Annotated in this window: 13 protein-coding genes and 1 pseudogene; 3 read left to right on the top strand and 11 right to left on the bottom strand. The window is 35.4% G+C overall.

Annotated elements, in window-relative coordinates; translation table 11 throughout:
* The first annotated feature begins 261 nt into the window (after nucleotides 1–261).
* Nucleotides 262–3,378 (top strand): efflux RND transporter permease subunit, encoded by a 3,117-nt coding sequence (locus JFU20_RS15450; RefSeq protein WP_002034974.1) that lies wholly within the window; start codon nucleotides 262–264, stop codon nucleotides 3,376–3,378.
* A 25-nt stretch (nucleotides 3,379–3,403) separates the two neighbouring features.
* On the opposite strand, the gene msrB is transcribed toward JFU20_RS15450, so the two are convergent.
* From msrB to lytS, 7 genes and pseudogenes are all read right to left on the bottom strand, one after another.
* Complete coding sequence (gene msrB / locus JFU20_RS30730; protein ID WP_370458379.1) at nucleotides 3,404–3,856, bottom strand: peptide-methionine (R)-S-oxide reductase MsrB; 453 nt, start codon at nucleotides 3,854–3,856, stop codon at nucleotides 3,404–3,406.
* 45 nt (nucleotides 3,857–3,901) lie between these two features.
* Nucleotides 3,902–4,369: pseudogene (gene msrA, locus JFU20_RS30725) on the bottom strand (peptide-methionine (S)-S-oxide reductase MsrA); the annotation flags it as partial.
* A 101-nt stretch (nucleotides 4,370–4,470) separates the two neighbouring features.
* Nucleotides 4,471–5,505 (bottom strand): AI-2E family transporter, encoded by a 1,035-nt coding sequence (locus JFU20_RS15440; RefSeq protein WP_002016425.1) that lies wholly within the window; start codon nucleotides 5,503–5,505, stop codon nucleotides 4,471–4,473.
* Between the two features lie 334 nt (nucleotides 5,506–5,839).
* Nucleotides 5,840–6,532, bottom strand: a complete 693-nt coding sequence (gene lrgB / locus JFU20_RS15435) for an antiholin-like protein LrgB (RefSeq protein ID WP_002166379.1) — start codon at nucleotides 6,530–6,532, stop codon at nucleotides 5,840–5,842.
* Nucleotides 6,533–6,566: 34 nt separating this feature from the next.
* Nucleotides 6,567–6,998 (bottom strand): antiholin-like murein hydrolase modulator LrgA, encoded by a 432-nt coding sequence (lrgA, locus tag JFU20_RS15430; protein WP_002166378.1) that lies wholly within the window; start codon nucleotides 6,996–6,998, stop codon nucleotides 6,567–6,569.
* 132 nt (nucleotides 6,999–7,130) lie between these two features.
* Nucleotides 7,131–7,871 carry a LytR/AlgR family response regulator transcription factor gene (locus tag JFU20_RS15425; protein ID WP_002166377.1) on the bottom strand — a complete coding sequence of 247 codons (741 nt, stop codon included), beginning with the start codon at nucleotides 7,869–7,871 and terminating at the stop codon, nucleotides 7,131–7,133.
* Entirely contained in the window at nucleotides 7,849–9,618 is a 1,770-nt protein-coding gene (gene lytS / locus JFU20_RS15420) for a two-component system sensor histidine kinase LytS (RefSeq protein ID WP_002089899.1), read from the bottom strand. The genes JFU20_RS15425 and lytS overlap by 23 nt, the downstream gene beginning before the upstream one ends.
* 329 nt (nucleotides 9,619–9,947) lie before the next feature.
* Between lytS and JFU20_RS15415 the strand changes: the two genes are divergently transcribed.
* Entirely contained in the window at nucleotides 9,948–11,246 is a 1,299-nt protein-coding gene (locus JFU20_RS15415) for an MFS transporter (RefSeq protein ID WP_002166376.1), read from the top strand.
* Nucleotides 11,247–11,365: 119 nt separating this feature from the next.
* On the opposite strand, the gene JFU20_RS15410 is transcribed toward JFU20_RS15415, so the two are convergent.
* Nucleotides 11,366–12,934 carry a BCCT family transporter gene (locus JFU20_RS15410; RefSeq protein ID WP_002089904.1) on the bottom strand — a complete coding sequence of 523 codons (1,569 nt, stop codon included), beginning with the start codon at nucleotides 12,932–12,934 and terminating at the stop codon, nucleotides 11,366–11,368.
* Between the two features lie 361 nt (nucleotides 12,935–13,295).
* Complete coding sequence (locus JFU20_RS15405) at nucleotides 13,296–14,366, bottom strand: nitric oxide synthase oxygenase (protein WP_002016433.1); 1,071 nt, start codon at nucleotides 14,364–14,366, stop codon at nucleotides 13,296–13,298.
* Nucleotides 14,367–14,584: 218 nt separating this feature from the next.
* Between JFU20_RS15405 and sodA the strand changes: the two genes are divergently transcribed.
* Nucleotides 14,585–15,211 (top strand): superoxide dismutase [Mn], encoded by a 627-nt coding sequence (gene sodA, locus JFU20_RS15400; protein ID WP_002016434.1) that lies wholly within the window; start codon nucleotides 14,585–14,587, stop codon nucleotides 15,209–15,211.
* An 88-nt stretch (nucleotides 15,212–15,299) separates the two neighbouring features.
* Here sodA and JFU20_RS15395 read toward each other — a convergent pair whose 3' ends face one another.
* A complete protein-coding gene (locus JFU20_RS15395; RefSeq protein ID WP_176280942.1) occupies nucleotides 15,300–16,244 on the bottom strand; it encodes an NAD-dependent epimerase/dehydratase family protein in 945 nt (314 codons plus the stop codon).
* Between the two features lie 43 nt (nucleotides 16,245–16,287).
* Nucleotides 16,288–16,878 carry an AmiS/UreI family transporter gene (locus JFU20_RS15390; protein WP_002016436.1) on the bottom strand — a complete coding sequence of 197 codons (591 nt, stop codon included), beginning with the start codon at nucleotides 16,876–16,878 and terminating at the stop codon, nucleotides 16,288–16,290.
* Nucleotides 16,879–17,237: the final 359 nt, after the last annotated feature.

Raw genomic sequence — 17,237 nt, 5'->3', positions numbered from 1 at the left:
TTCAAACTTGATTTTATTCCACATTAACTGAAAATAAAACTCCCCATCTAAAATTTAATGGAGTAAATGGTTTATATAGAAGCCTCTCCATCTATAAAATTCGGTTAGTAAAAGCCAATGATCAGAAAAAGAATAGGAAACCGACTACTTACAGTTTGATTTTATTATACCATCTCTTTTCATTGACGACTGACCAATCGGTCAGTTATATTATGTATTAGACTGACCGATTGGTCAATATAATAAAAAGGGAGCGCAAACATGAACAAAATCATCAATTTCACGTTAAAAAATAAGTTCGCAGTTTGGCTACTAACCATTATTGTTACTATTGCGGGTATTTATTCTGGACTCAATATGAAGCTGGAGACAATTCCTGATATTACAACACCGATTGTAACAGTAACCACGGTTTATCCTGGTGCTACACCAGAAGAAGTAGCTGATAAAATTTCAAAACCAATGGAAGAGCAACTCCAAAATTTAAGCGGTGTAAACGTTGTTAGTTCATCATCTTATCAAAACGCATCTTCTATTCAGGTAGAATATGATTTTGATAAAAATATGGAAAAAGCCGAAACGGAAATTAAAGAATCACTCGCAAACGTGAAACTGCCAGAAGGTGTGAAAGACCCGAAAGTCTCACGAGTAAACTTTAATGCCTTTCCTGTTATTTCATTAAGCGTAGCGAGTAAAAATGAATCTTTAGCTGCCTTAACAGAAAATGTAGAAAAAAATGTTGTTCCTGGATTAAAAGGACTTGATGGTGTCGCATCTGTTCAAATCGCAGGTCAACAAGTAGACGAAGTACAGCTTGTCTTCAAAAAAGATAAGATGAAAGAATTAGGTTTAAGTGAAGATACTGTAAAAAATATGATTAAAGGTTCGGACGTATCGTTACCACTTGGCTTATATACATTTAAAGATACGGAAAAATCAGTTGTTGTCGATGGTAACATTACAACAATTAAAGCATTAAAAGAATTAAAAATTCCAGCTATCCCTTCATCACCGAATGGTCAAGGTAGCCAAAACGCTGGTGCTGGAACACAAGCACCACAGATGAATCCGGCCGCTATGAATGGCATACCAACGGTTACATTAGAAGAGATTGCTGATATTAAAGAAGTTGGAAAAGCGGAATCCATTTCTCGAACGAATGGAAAAGAAGCAATCGGTATTCAAATTGTGAAGGCTGCTGATGCGAATACAGTTGATGTTGTAAATGCAGTTAAAGATAAAGTAAAAGACCTTGAGAAAAAATATAAAGACTTAGAGATTATTTCAACATTCGATCAAGGTGCGCCTATTGAAAAATCAGTCGAAACAATGCTTAGCAAAGCTATTTTCGGTGCTATCTTTGCGATTGTTATTATTATGTTGTTCCTGCGAAACATTCGAACAACACTAATCTCTGTCGTTTCTATACCACTTTCTTTATTAATTGCAGTTTTAGTAATAAAACAAATGGATATTACCCTTAACATTATGACACTTGGAGCAATGACAGTTGCTATTGGACGCGTTGTTGATGACTCAATTGTTGTTATTGAAAATATTTACCGACGTATGTCTTTATCAGAAGAGAAATTACGTGGGAAAGATTTAATTCGTGAAGCTACGAAAGAAATGTTTATCCCGATTATGTCTTCTACAATTGTAACAATCGCTGTATTCTTACCTCTTGGGCTTGTAAAGGGTATGATTGGTGAAATGTTCTTACCATTTGCTTTAACAATTGTTTTTGCCCTACTTGCTTCCTTACTTGTGGCAGTTACAATTGTGCCGATGCTAGCACATTCTTTATTTAAGAAGGAAAGCATGAGAGAAAAAGAAGTACATCATGAGGAAAAACCAAGCAAATTAGCAAACGGCTATAAACGTATACTTGAATGGGCGTTAAACCATAAAATTATTACATCAAGTATCACAGTCCTCCTATTAGTAGGCAGCCTTGCACTTGTACCAATCATCGGTGTCAGCTTCTTACCATCTGAAGAAGAAAAAATGATTATCGCAACGTACAAACCTGAGCCAGGTCAAACGTTAGACGACGTTGAAAAAATTGCAACGAAAGCTGAAAAGCATTTCCAAGATAAAAAAGACGTCAAAACGATTCAATTCTCATTAGGCGGCGAAAACCCAATGAGCCCTGGTCAAACAAATCAAGCGATGTTCTTCGTTCAATATGATAACGATACGAAAAACTTTGAAAAAGAGAAAGAACAAGTCGTTAAAGATTTACAAAAGATGTCTGGAAAAGGTGAATGGAAAAACCAAGATTTTGGAGCAGGTGGCGGTAGTAACGAAATTAAGCTATACGTTTATGGAGATAGCTCTGAAGAAATTAAGCCTGTCGTGAAAGACATTCAAAATATCATGAAGAAAAATAAAGATTTAAAAGACATAGACTCTAGTGTTGCAAAAACATATGCAGAATATACTTTAGTCGCTGATCAAGAAAAGTTAAGTAAAATGGGGCTAACTGCTGCTCAAATTGGAATGGGACTTTCTAATCAACATGACCGCCCTGTTCTTACAACAATTAAAAAAGATGATAAAGATATAAATGTATATGTAGAAACTGAAAAACAAAACTATGAAACGATCGATGACTTAACAAATCGTAAAATTACAACACCACTTGGTAATGAAGTTGCTGTTAAAGATGTTATGACTGTAAAAGAAGGTGAAACTTCTAACACAGTAACACATCGTGATGGCCGTGTTTATGCGGAAGTTAGTGCAAAACTAACATCTGATGACGTTTCAAAAGCATCTGCCGCTGTTCAAAAAGAAGTAGATAAAATGGATCTTCCTTCTGGTATAGATGTTTCTATGGGTGGTGTTACACAAGATATTCAAGAATCATTCAAACAACTTGGCTTAGCGATGTTAGCTGCGATTGCCATTGTATACTTCGTTCTTGTTGTTACATTTGGCGGTGCCCTTGCACCATTCGCAATTTTATTCTCGCTACCATTCACAATCATTGGTGCACTCGTTGCCTTATTAATCTCTGGCGAAACGTTAAGTGTATCTGCGATGATTGGGGCTCTTATGCTAATTGGTATCGTTGTAACGAACGCAATCGTGCTCATTGACCGCGTTATTCATAAAGAAAATGACGGCCTATCAACACGTGAAGCATTATTAGAAGCTGGTACAACACGCCTGCGTCCTATCTTAATGACTGCAATTGCAACAATCGGGGCTCTTATCCCGCTTGCATTAGGATTTGAAGGTAGCGGCTTAATTTCTAAAGGACTTGGCGTAACAGTAATTGGTGGATTAACAAGTTCAACGTTATTAACACTTCTTATTGTTCCAATCGTTTATGAAGCATTAAGCAAATTTAAAAAGAAAAAAGTAAAATAAAAAAATAACCTCGCTGACTGCGAGGTTATTTTTTATTCCCAAACAAGATTAGGAAATCACCATATCCTTCTTTTTCTAAATCTTCTTTTTGAATAAAGCGTAGCGCTGCCGAATTAATACAATAACGAAGGCCGTTTTGTCCTGGGCCGTCTGGAAATACATGCCCAAGATGTGAATCTCCTTCTTTACTTCTCACTTCCGTACGCGTCATATTATGGCTAACATCCATTTTTTCTTTCACACTAGCTGACATAACTGGTTTCGTAAAACTCGGCCATCCACAGCCGCTATCGAACTTATCGAAAGAAGTAAATAATGGTTCCCCCGAAACAATATCTACATAAAGCCCTTCTTCTTTATGATTCCAATACTCATTTTGAAAAGGCGGTTCTGTCCCATTTTCCTGTGTTACATAAAACTGCATCTCGTTTAATCTTTCTTTTAAATGAGCATTATTCTTTGGCCAATGTTGTTTAATAAAAGCATCTCGACCTGAGCCTTTACGATATAACTCATAGCGAAATGTATTCTTCTTATAATATCCTTGGTGATATTCTTCAGCTGGATAAAACGTAGCAGCTGGCAATATTTTTGTCGCAATTGGCTTCGAAAAATTCCCACTTTTCTCGAGCTCTTCTTTTGAAGCCTCTGCCTTTTTATGTTGTTCTTCATTATGATAAAAAATCACCGTTTCATAAGACTGTCCACGGTCGTGGAATTGTCCCCCTATATCAGTCGGGTCAATTTGTCTCCAATATATATTTAACAACTCTTCATACGGCATTTTATTTGCATCAAATGTAATTTGTACTGCTTCATAATGCCCAGTTGTTTCCGAGCACACCTCTTTATACGTTGGATCCTCTTTATGGCCACCTGTATAGCCTGAAACAACCTGTATAATCCCTTCCATCTCTTCAAATGGCGAAACCATACACCAGAAACACCCTCCGGCAAACGTAGCTAACTCTATCTTTTCATTTACAGCCATTATTTCACCCCTATTCTATCTTCTCCTTACAGTATGGCATAAGGAACGTCATGTTATAAAAGAAAAAGCATCGAACATCGATGCTTTTTCTTTACTTCACTTTATTTTTTTCCAACGTCCTTCTCCATTTCATCACTTGTCACATCTAAGACATCTAATAAGAAAATGAAGATTGGAATACCGATAATAAGTCCCCACACACCTAAGAAATGCTCAGAGAAAATTAATATCATAAATGTGTAGAAGATTGGTAAGTTTGTTTTTTGAGACATAAACTTCGGATTTAATACATAACTCTCAAGTGCATGAATTACTGTTACGATAACTACAATATAAACGACATACATAATACCGCCAATATTGTAAGCAATCATACAGAGTGGGAATAACGAGATAATAACACCCGCCACTGGAATTAAACCAAGCAAGAAAATCATTAACGCTAAACCTAGTAATTGCGGGAATCCTAATATCCATAATGCAATAACAGATAAAACACAGTTAACAATTGCAATTAAAAATTGTGCTTCGATTACTTTTCCAAATGAACGTGCAAATTTCTTTCCGAAATACTCTATTTCGTTATAGAAAATTGCAAGTCGGCTTTCTTTAAATTTTGAAGTAAAAGCAACGATACGTGCTTTTTCAAGTAAGAAAAATAAGCTTAAAATTACAGAAAGTAAAACTTGAAGGCCAAATTTCCCAACATTCGTAATAGATTTATACAAAATGTCTACGCCTTGCCCCACATATTTAGAAAGCTCCATATGATTAACAGCATTAACTGCATACTTAATTAATTCACTATCAGGTGGATTTCTTAAAAATACATTAAATTGATAAATCAATTGTGAAATTTGTATTGTTAATACCGGTAAATATTTAAATAGCGTAATGGCAATTCCTGCCACTAACATTACATATAAAAGCGCTATAATAATTTTTCGATTAATTGGCATGAAATGATCTAATTTACGAGAAATAAACTTTTGGAATCGATCCATTAAATACGTCAACATAAACGTAATTAAAATTAAATTTAACATACTTTGCATCCCATACAATATGAGAGCAAGTAATACTAATACGATTAACCTCTGAAATCCTTTGCTTTGAAACAGGTTTTTTATTTGCATAATCGACGAGTACTCTCTCCTGTCCTATAAAGTAAAACGTTAACAAGTAGATCTCTCTCTATTCTCTACTTATAATTATCCTTTAATATTAAAGCCATTGCGAGCAATTTATATTCAACCCTAACCACCCGTTAATTGTGCTATATATTATGTTACTTCTTATTTTACAATACAATGACCTATTTCAGAACGCATTATACGTAGTATTAATGAAGATTTAAGGAAACTTTTATCCTTCAATAGGTCTTACCACTACTGTAACATAAAAAGCAAGCTATCAGTAGAAATCCGTCCTACAAATAACTTGCTTTTATATTTTTTTTAGTAAGTTTTATCATCCAATAAACGGCATGAACATTGGAATAACCACCACCGTTACGACACCAACCACTGTCACAGCGATACTGGCCATAGCTGCCTCTACTTCACCCATTTCGATACCTACTGCAACCCCTAACGCATGTCCTGCTGTTCCAAGCGCTAAACCTTTAGCAATCGGGTGTTTCACTCTAAATATTTTTAAGAATAACGCACCTAATGCGTATACGATAACAGCATTAAAAATAACTGCAAATGATGTAATTGCTGGAATACCACCGATACTTTCAGATATTGGTAATGCAATTGCTGTTGTTGCTGCCTGCGGTAACATTGAGTTCATTACAGCTGTATCTAGACCAATTGCTTTTGCGACAATGAACACAACAACCACTGAACAAATAGATCCAACCACAATAGCCGATAAAATTTGCCACCAATATTTTTTTAACTTATCAACTTGTTTATATAATGGAATTGCAAACGCGATTGTTGCTGGTTCTAAGAAGAAGCTAATCATTTTTCCGCCAGTATTATATTCTTCAAAAGTAAAGTTACCTACTTTTAGAAAGACAATCCCTAATACCATCGCTACGAATAATGGTGTGAATAAGAAGAATCCTTTTGAATGCTTAAATAATAATGTTCCGATTCCGTATGCGATTAATGAAACGACGATTCCGAAATATGGAGTCATTGTGCTTGCCATGTTCATTCCCTCCTAACAATATATACTAAATTGGTTACGCAACTTTTTCGTGCTTGCGTCCTTTATTTACTACTTTCAATTCTTTCGTATCTTCTATTTCTTTATCGTCTTTTCCTAAAATAAATTGTGCAAATAAACCTGTTACAGCGAGTAAAATAATTGTTGCGACAACAATTACAGTTAAAATTTGTACAAAATATTGTCCCATTACACCGAGAGAATTAATAACCGAAATACCTGATGGAACGAAAAGGAATCCGATAATACCTGTTAAAGCCGTTCCGAATGATTCAACTTGTTCCAATTTAATAACTTTTAAACATAATAGGCTAAATAAAATAACTAATCCGATCACCGATGAAGGCATCGGAATTGGTAAATGCGTTGCAATAATATTAGAAACTAACATAATAGCTGAAAATATGAATGCTTGTGATAAGAAACTATATACTTTTTTCGTACTCATTTTGGCCACCTCTTTCGATTTGGTACCTTTATTTTATAGGATATAAACAGCTAGGTAAGCGTTTACATAACGGGATGTCAAATATAAACAGCCAATTACAAAAATCATACGGTGAAATACAAAAACTGCTTCTTAAATACGAAGCAGCTTTTTAAGTTCTTTTGCATATGTACGGCTAACCGGGACTTTGGATCCCTCTTTCATAATTAAGTTATAAGTCGAATTAAACCACGGCTGTATCTCAGAAATATGATTAATATTAGCAACGAAACTACGATGCACACGCATAAAAATTGTTTGTGGTAATTTCTTTTCCAAAATGACAAGCGTATCATGTGTTACATATGTTTCTTTCATTGTTTTTACAGTTACTTTCCCATCTACAAGCCCTACATAAATAATATCTTCAATGTTAACAAGTACAATTGATTCCTCAATTGGTAATGCTAATTTATGCATCTCGGCCGTTACATCTACACTCTTTACATCTTGCTTTGTTTCTAATTTTATTTGTTTTTGCTTTTTATATTTCTTTAATGTCTGTACGATACGTTCTTCATCAAATGGCTTTAAAATGTAGTCTAACGCATCTACTTCAAATGCTTGCAACGCATATTGATCATAGGCAGTAGCAAATACAATTGCAGGTGGATTTTTCATCTTCTTTAATATATTTGCGATTTCAAATCCATTATCATCAGATAATTGAATATCTAGAAAAACAATATCTGGTTTGTTTTTCATTAATTCTTCTAATGCATCCTCTACACAATCCGCCTCACCAATTATCTCTACTTCTTTTGTTTTCTCTAATAAATATTTCAATTCATCCCGTGCTAACATTTCATCATCAACTACTAATACTTTTAACACTCCGTTTTTCCTCCTCTACTTTTTTCGGAATCACAAAGAGGATCTTTGTCCCTTGCTCTAATTCACTTTCAATTTGAAGCATTGTCTCTTTCCCAAATAACCCGATAAGTCGTTCATTAATATTATATAAGGCTGTTCCCGTCCCTTTCTTTGATGGAACTACCATTTTTCCTAATTGCTCTAGACGTTCACTCTCAATCCCTTGTCCATTATCCTTTACTTCAAAGTGAACCATCCCTTCTTTTTCAAACACATGTACCTCGACTTGGCACACTGGCTGCTTTTTCGGAAAAGCATGGCGCAATGCATTTTCAACTAATAGCTGAAGCACAAACGGTGGAACTAAAGTCACCTTTAGTGCCTCTTCAATGTACATCTTCACTTCATACTTATTCGGAAACCTCGCTTGCTCTAACGATAAATATGCATGTACATGATTCAACTCTTGTTCTAATGGAATAAGTAATTGTCGTGCCCCTTGCAAATTACAACGAAAATAAACGCTAAGCTGCAATAATAATTTTCTCGCTTTCTCTACATCTGTTCGGCATAAAGCTGATACTGTATTAATTGCATTAAATAAAAAATGCGGATTGATTTGTGCTTGCAACGCTTTTATTTCGGCATCTTGCAATAACTTACTTTGTAACTCAGCTTCACCTAACTCAAGCTGTGTGGAGAATATTTTCGCTAGCCCTTCCGCTAACTCTTCTTCAACACGACTTAATTGATTAGGGTTTTTAAAATAAAGTTTTAATGTTCCTATCGTATTTCCATGTGAAGTTAATGGAATAACAACTGCCGCTTGTAATGGACACCCTTCATGTTGACAATTAATAATCTCACGTGATTTTGCCTTCATTATTTTCCCTGTTTTTAATACTTCTTTTGATAAACCTGTTATTAAACTGTGTGAAGGAATATGATGATCTGATGCTAATCCAACATGAGCTAAGATTTCCTCTGTATCTGTTAAGGATACCGCATCTGTTCCCGTAAAGCGGTGAATAATTTGTGCCACATGTTTACAAGACTCTTCTGTTAACCCTTGGCGGAAATATGGTAACGTCTTATCAGCAATTCGTAATACTTTATGCGTTTGCAAAGCTTTTGCGTTTTCTTCTTGTCGTAAAATAGCTAGTATCATCGAAAGTAAAATGAAACTGCCAAAACTATTTACAAGAATCATCGGTAGCGCAATTGTTTTCACAACACTAAGTCCATCTTCTATAATTAATAGAATCATAAGCATTTCTAAAGTAACGATAAAAACACTTAAAATCGCAGAAAATTTAGGAGTAATAGTACGGTTATATTTTTTGAAAATGTATCCAATATAACCTGTTATAATCCCAGCCAAAATTGATGAAATTGCACAACTTACTGCCGTCGTCCCGCCAAGCATATAACGATGAATACCCGCAATAGAACCTACTCCAATTCCGACGATAGGACCGCCAAGCAATCCACTAATTCCAACACCCATGATTCGTGTATTCGCAATTGTGCTGGATGATGAAACACCTTGTAACCAATTTTCATTCATAATAGTATTTCCTGCTATTTCAATCCCTGTGTAATTGCTTACAATTGTAAACACTGAAAAAATACAAATAAGCTTAAACTTATCTACATATCCGTCTTGCTTATGAAGAAGACGCCGGAACGTTTTAATATGAGAGAGTAAAAATCCTAAAATAACAATAAGTCCGACGCGTTCGATCATCATAAGTACTAAATTTAGCATCTGTGATTCATTCCTTTTTATATTAGTTAGTTTTATTATGGGAAAATAATGAAGCTTGCGTCAAGGAGAATGAAATGTTTTTTGAAATATTTTACACATAACTATCCCCTCTTTATTTGACAATCTAACAGAAGAGTGCTAAAAATAAAGTAATATAATACAGTCCTTTAACCCAACCCCGTGAGGTTGAGAAGGAAGTCGGAATACACTATACGTATGGTCTTTTTTTAGGGATACGTATGCTTTTTTGGCCTTCTCATCATATCAGGTGAGAAGGCCTTTTGTTATTCTTCCATAGCGACTGTAGAAGAAAATAAGGAGGAGTAATGATGAACGTCACTACTGATGTACAATCAACAACAGAGGAGACGAAAGAGAAAAGATATAAAACATTGTTTGGTTCTGCGCTAGGATATGCAGCAGAAGGTTTAGACATGTTGCTCTTATCTTTCGTACTCGTCTACATTTTAAAAGAATTTCATTTAAGCCCTGTTGAAGGTGGAAACTTAACATTAGCTACCACAATAGGAATGCTAATCGGGTCTTATTTATTTGGATTTATTGCTGATTTATTTGGGCGTATCCGTACGATGGCCTTCACAATCTTACTATTCTCACTAGCAACAGCACTTATTTATTTCGCAACAGATTATTGGCAATTATTAATTCTTCGCTTTTTAGTTGGAATGGGAGTTGGTGGTGAATTCGGGATTGGGATGGCCATCGTAACTGAAACGTGGTCTAAAGAAATGCGCGCTAAGGCGACATCCGTTGTTGCACTTGGATGGCAATTTGGCGTACTAGTCGCTTCACTCCTTCCGGCATTTATCGTCCCGCATTTCGGATGGAGAGCTGTTTTCTTATTTGGACTCATTCCCGCTCTACTAGCTGTTTACGTCCGCAAAAGTTTAAGTGAACCGAAAATATGGGAACAAAAACAACGATACAAAAAAGAATTGTTACAAAAAGAAGCTGAAGGTAATTTAACAACCACTGAAGCAGAACAACTAAAGCAAATGAAAAAGTTCCCACTTCGAAAGTTATTTGCCAATAAAAAAGTAACGATAACAACAATTGGTCTTATTATTATGTCATTCATCCAGAACTTCGGATATTATGGAATTTTCACATGGATGCCAACTATTTTAGCGAATAAATATAACTACACATTAGCAAAAGCGAGCGGCTGGATGTTCATCTCTACGATCGGCATGCTAATTGGAATTGCGACTTTTGGTATTCTAGCCGATAAAATTGGTCGCCGTAAAACTTTTACAATCTATTATGTCGGTGGTACTATATACTGTCTCATTTACTTCTTCTTATTCACAGATTCAACATCATTGTTATGGGGAAGTGCATTGCTTGGATTCTTTGCCAATGGCATGATGGGGGGATTCGGAGCAATTTTAGCTGAAAACTATCCTGCTGAAGCTCGCTCGACAGCAGAGAACTTTATTTTCGGTACAGGACGTGGGTTAGCTGGATTTGGACCTGTTATTATCGGCTTACTTGCTGCAGGTGGTAATTTAATGGGAGCATTATCTCTCATCTTCATTATCTATCCAATCGGTTTAGTTACAATGCTATTATGTGTCCCAGAGACGAAAGATAAAGTATTAGAATAGATTGAAACTATACGAAATGTTTATCCAAATACTGTCCCCTCAGGAAAAGTATTTGGATAAATAGCAAAGAGGAAGCATCTCAAATGAAATGCTTCCTCTTCTTATATAAATACAATTATTTATTTTGATTTACTAGCTTTTTGGAACAAGAAGCTAGTTTTATCTTCTTCTTTTACAATACCTTGTTTTAACGCTAATTCCCCTGCGACTTTAGGCGCTAGCCATAGCATTGGGAATAACAGAATAGATACCGGAACAGCCGTCACTACAATAAAGGATTGTAAGGCGTTAATACTTCCCTCACCCATATATAAAAGAATCGCCGCAACTGCGCCCATAATAAGCGACCAAAAAACTCGCAAACTAATTCTAGGATCTCCATCTCCAGTCACTGCCATTGAAATCGAATAAGCCATTGAATCTCCTGTTGTCACTACAAATAAAATTGTTAATAAAAGAAATGCAGGTCCAATAATATTAGATAGTGGCAGTTGCTCTGTAATTGCAATCATAGCCGCTGGCATACCAGATTCACTTAATGCGGTCGAGATAGAACCAGGATTCATTAACTCATAAAACACACCTGATCCCCCTAGTATAGTAAACCAAAACGTTGTAATAATAGGTGCAATAATTCCAATTGCAACGATGATTTCTCGGATTGTTCTTCCTCTTGAAATTCGGCTCACTAAAATTGCCATCATCGGTCCATATCCAATAAACCATCCCCAGAAAAAGATTGTCCACGATCCTAACCAAGCTGTATCACCACGATATGTGCTCATTGGAATAAATTCATTTATATAAAATCCAAACGAAGAAACAAATGAATCGATAATAAATCCACCTGGTCCAAATAGTAATACAAATACCATTAATAGAACTGCTAACCTAACATTTAAATTACTTATAATTTGAATCCCTTTATCAATTCCTGTTACCGCAGATATAGTAGAAACAGCTACTACACAAACAATAATGGCTAATTGAGTAGTAAACACATCAGGAATGTTAAACAATGCTTGTAACCCATAACTTGCTTGTAGTCCTAAAAATCCGATTGGACCAATCGTCCCTGCAGCTACCGCAATAATGGCAAATACATCGATCATTGTTCCAAGCCAACTCTTTCGCAATTTCTCTCCAAAAATAGGATATAAAAGCGTTCGAGGTTTTAAAGGCATATCTTTATGATAATGCCCGTACATCATAACTACCGCACTAATTGTACCTAAAATCGTCCAAGCCAGGAAACCCCAGTGCATATAACTTTGTGCTAAAGCCGGCATTACCGCTTCTTTCGTTCCAGCAGTTATACCTTCATGTATTGGTGGCACCGTCATCAAATGGTACATCGGCTCTGCGGCTGCCCAAAAAACGCCACCTCCAGCAAGTAATGTAGACATAATAATAGCGAGCCATTTTGTCGTACTAATCTCAGGTTTTTCTAGCCCCCCAAGTTTAACTCTCCCATATTTTGAAAACGCCATACACATTGCAACAACAAATGTACCAATTAATAAAACCTGCCAAAAGGCACCAAAATATTTAATTGAAGCTGCAAAACTGCTATTAATGGCTCCCTCTACGTAACTTTTATTTAAAATAACTGCAATTACAAATAATAAAAGTGAGCCACCACTAATAAGAAATACAGGCCAATCCGTTTTTCGACTCTTCATCCTCATTTACACTTCCTCCTTCCTCAGCAATCTAAAAAAACAACTTTATTATGTTTTCTTGTTTACACCCAAAACACAATGATTATATAAGCATAATAATTCATCAATTTCCTACACACTTATGTTGTCCCTAAAAATATGCTAAACCCCTTATTTAAAAGAAAATTTCTATTCCTATTACATAAAAAAGCAAAACAAAAGACCTTATATTTCTATAAGGTCTTCGAAACAGAAATTTGATTATAACATAAGGAACTCCTTGGTTCAAAAAGTCCTTTCCAAAAATAACCGATAGTAAAGGCTTCCATTTGCTACGTAACAGTAATTAAAAAAATTATATTTTGCAGAAAAAAAACTATACTAGCTATTATTTATGAAAGAAATTCGGCTTCAAAATTTCATTTGGATACGGTTTATGATAAATATGAGTGGTAGCTGGCGACAACGGTGGAATGAGCCACACCCAATTCCCTGTTACAACCCGTCCACATGATGCTTCTTGCTTCTCGAATTGTTGAAATTGTTGTGCAGCTGTATGATGATCTACAATACTAACTCCTTGTTTTTTAAAGGAATGTAATACAGCAATATTCAACTCAATTAGTGCCTTGTCTTTCCATAACGTACCGTTTCTAGATGTATCGAGATTCATCATCTCTGCAACCGCTGGCAGTAAATTATAACGATCATGATCCGCTAAGTTACGAGCCCCAATCTCCGTCCCCATATACCATCCATTGAACGGAGCGGCTGTATAGGAAATACCGCCAATTTCTAAGCGCATATCTGAAATCATTGGAACCCCATACCATTTTACTCCTAAAGATGAGATTGGGTACTCTGGATGTTCAATCGGTACCTCTTTCACTTCTTTTTTAGGAATTTCTTTATATACGGGTTCTTTTCCATCAACAGAAAAAATAAGTGGCAATACATCGAAATTCGTACCTTCTCCTTGCCAGCCAAGTTCCTGACAAAAATCTGTAAACGCAGTGGAATGAGAGTCACCAATCACTCCCATTTCTGTTTTATATCCTGCATACCGAATCAATTGGTGATTATAAATTCGTATATTATTTTCTTCACCTTGATATTGCTTAAAAATTGTAATTGTCGGTTTAACTTTCCCATCGTTCGTTGCATATTTAATATGATGAATTAATGCATTGTATACACCTTCCTCATCATTTACTTCACGTGCATCTAATATGTGCATCTTACTCCAAAATAGTCTTCCGATGCATCGATTACTATTGCGCCATGCCATTCGTGATCCATGAACAAGTTCTTCAAATGTATGCTCATACGTCCCCGTCTTCTCTATCTCAACTTGAATTTCTTTTACTCTCTCTTCTATGAATTGTTCTTTATTAAGCTCTTTATAGCAAACCGTAATAAAATGACTCGCTTCCTCTATTAATTGTTTCGTTTTACTCATAAACGATCTCCTTCTATTTCAACAAAACGTTACTACTTTACAGTATAAGCAAAAAGAATAAGAGTCACAAATGAAAGTCGAAGTGTTACTTTTATTATAATATTTTTCAGAAAATTAAAGAACTTACTATTGACTTGTATAAAAAATAGGTGTATTTTTGACTCAGGTAAATTATTTTTACCTAGACCAACTTTTTTAATAAGAAAGGAGAGAATGTTATGTCTTCATTTCAATTGCCAAAGCTTTCATATGACTATGATGAACTAGAGCCATATATCGATAGCAACACGCTTTCTATTCATCATGGAAAGCACCATGCGACATACGTAAATAACTTGAATGCCGCTTTAGAAAACTATACGGAATTACATAATAAATCTTTAGAAGATTTACTATGTAATTTAGAAACTTTACCAAAAGAAATTGTTACAGCTGTCAGAAATAACGGTGGTGGACATTATTGTCATAGTCTTTTTTGGGAATTAATGAGCCCGCGAGGTGGCGGTGAGCCTAATGGAGACGTTGCAAAAGTAATTGATTATTATTTCAATACCTTTGACAACTTAAAAGATCAACTTTCCAAAGCAGCTATTAGTCGTTTTGGAAGTGGCTATGGATGGCTTGTTCTGGACGGTGAGGAACTTTCCGTTATGAGTACACCCAATCAAGATACACCTTTGCAAGAAGGTAAAATTCCATTACTCGTCATCGATGTATGGGAACACGCCTATTATTTAAAGTATCAAAATCGGCGTCCAGAATTTGTTACCAACTGGTGGCATACGGTGAACTGGGAACGGGTAAATGAAAAGTATTTACAAGCAATTCAATCACAAACACATTAGTCGTGCGTATAAGGTAAATTTGGTAATGTAAAATTAGTATTGTCGAAATCCTCCAGAATCCCCCGGATTGCCACCGGGGGATTTATGATTATTTCATTGTATTTATGTAATAACGTAAAACTTTTTCCGTCTCTAATTTCAACTCTCGGAACGGGAATCCTAATTCACGAGCCTTTCCATTATGTAACGTACAATTAATCACTCCATTATAAGGAGCTATATTATCTCCTACTTCTTGAATGAGCGCTTTTATCCCGGTATTCTCTTCTATGAAACGAATAACTTCTCTGGTAGAAACCACCCCGTTACTACAAGCATTAATTGGCCCTTCTATGTTTTCCATCCCGCACCAAGCTAAAAACTGTCCTGCTTCCTTTTCATGTATAAATGACAACTCTCCATCTACATGATCCACAACGATAGACTCTTGTTTCACAACATGTTCAACGTAAAATTGTAATCTTTTCGTATAATCGTTTTCTCCAATAACAACTGGAAAACGCACTGCGACAACTGGAAATGTTGCATGTTGAAATAAAACTGCTTCAGCTAATCGCTTACCTTCACTATAATTGAAATCATTCCTACCTCCATACGTAATTGTATACTCGTACGGATTGAAGTTTTCTTCTAACAGGCCTAGCGCAGGCTCATAGACAGCCATTGAAGATGTCATAATGTATTTCTTCGTTTTTCCTTTTAGCACTTCACATATTATCTTCGCTGCATTCGAGCTATAGCATAAATTATCGTATACGATATCATAACTTTTACCTTCAAAACGCTCTTCTAGTAGCCTCTCATCTTCTCTATCTACAATCAGTCTTTTTACTGCACTTCCAAAGGAATCTTCAGTAACTCCCCTCGTCGCAATCGTTACATCATGTCCAGCTTGCAACAGTACTTCTACTAAATGTTTACCAAAAAATCTTGTTCCCCCTAGCACCAATACTTTTTTCACCTTCATCATCCCCGTTTTCACAAATTGTAAAATACTACCTCTATTATTATAAACGCTAAAATAAAAAAACATGGAATCAGTTTAACGATTCCATGTTTTTTCTACACACGATACATTAACGTACTCGATATTTAAAAATACAATAGCAGCAATATAAAATAGAAATTACTGATACATAAACCCATAGTTCATATATGAATCCCTCGCCCCATACTCCCATAAAATAAAAGAGTGAAGGCAACGTCAATGTTACCCATGATTGTACAAAGGCAATTCTGCCAAGATATTGATTGATATTCTTTTTTTGTGCATTTAATACAAAGAATAAATACCAAAGTAATGCCCACATAAACCATGTTAACGCATTAACAACATCGTGGAATTGAACAAATGAAACAATCATATAGAATAAAGCAATAATTGCTACCCAAATACAGAACCAGCCTAGTCCACTACTATCCATTCCTTTAACAAAAGTAACGCCTACATATAAATAAGTTAAACCAAATAAAAAAGTAGCCGCATATGAATATACCGTCCAATTACTTTGATCAGAAATCATAATCAAATAGAACGGAATGATAATTTGTAATGCCCCCACAAATAAATTAAAGACACCTGCACTTTTCATCTCTACTTTGCCTAATATGACAAGACTATTTAAAAATAAAGCTGCACCTGAAAGTAATAATCCTACGTAACCCATATATATTCGTGTGAAAATCTTTCCCTTTCACACTTTTAACCTCCCCACAATATAAAGTGATACTTTATCCCGCATTAACGAGCTGTAAAACTCCCACCTCAAAATTCAGCTAGAGCAAAGAAGTTAAGTGGGAGATCAACTGCCCGTAAAGCCCGATTGGTGAAGGCTAATAATCAGTGGGGATGAACACCACCCCCCACTGATTAAAGTTTCACTTTATTATTTTTCTTCCTATTTAAAACTACATACATAATTTTTAATCTGAATAAGTCAGACTTCCTACCTTAAAAAATAACAAATTTAAAACGCTTTCAATAATAAATAACCCTATCAAAACATGAAATAGGATTCCTTGATTA

Source organism: Bacillus sp. TH30, from assembly GCF_016650875.1.
GTDB classification, from domain to species: Bacteria; Bacillota; Bacilli; order Bacillales; family Bacillaceae_G; genus Bacillus_A; species Bacillus_A mycoides.
This window is presented reverse-complemented; position numbering and strand designations above follow the sequence as displayed.

Excerpts from the sequence above, each read along its gene's own strand:
- JFU20_RS15450 (WP_002034974.1), top strand. The coding sequence starts at position 262 with ATGAACAAAATCATCAATTTCACGTTAAAAAATAAGTTCGCAGTTTGG.
- JFU20_RS15440 (WP_002016425.1), bottom strand. The coding sequence starts at position 5,505 with ATGCAAATAAAAAACCTGTTTCAAAGCAAAGGATTTCAGAGGTTAATC.
- lrgB (WP_002166379.1), bottom strand. The coding sequence starts at position 6,532 with ATGGCAAGCACAATGACTCCATATTTCGGAATCGTCGTTTCATTAATC.
- lrgA (WP_002166378.1), bottom strand. The coding sequence starts at position 6,998 with ATGAGTACGAAAAAAGTATATAGTTTCTTATCACAAGCATTCATATTT.
- lytS (WP_002089899.1), bottom strand. The coding sequence starts at position 9,618 with ATGCTAAATTTAGTACTTATGATGATCGAACGCGTCGGACTTATTGTT.
- JFU20_RS15415 (WP_002166376.1), top strand. The coding sequence starts at position 9,948 with ATGAACGTCACTACTGATGTACAATCAACAACAGAGGAGACGAAAGAG.
- JFU20_RS15410 (WP_002089904.1), bottom strand. The coding sequence starts at position 12,934 with ATGAGGATGAAGAGTCGAAAAACGGATTGGCCTGTATTTCTTATTAGT.
- JFU20_RS15405 (WP_002016433.1), bottom strand. The coding sequence starts at position 14,366 with ATGAGTAAAACGAAACAATTAATAGAGGAAGCGAGTCATTTTATTACG.
- sodA (WP_002016434.1), top strand. The coding sequence starts at position 14,585 with ATGTCTTCATTTCAATTGCCAAAGCTTTCATATGACTATGATGAACTA.
- JFU20_RS15395 (WP_176280942.1), bottom strand. The coding sequence starts at position 16,244 with ATGTTTTTTTATTTTAGCGTTTATAATAATAGAGGTAGTATTTTACAA.
- JFU20_RS15390 (WP_002016436.1), bottom strand. The coding sequence starts at position 16,878 with ATGGGTTACGTAGGATTATTACTTTCAGGTGCAGCTTTATTTTTAAAT.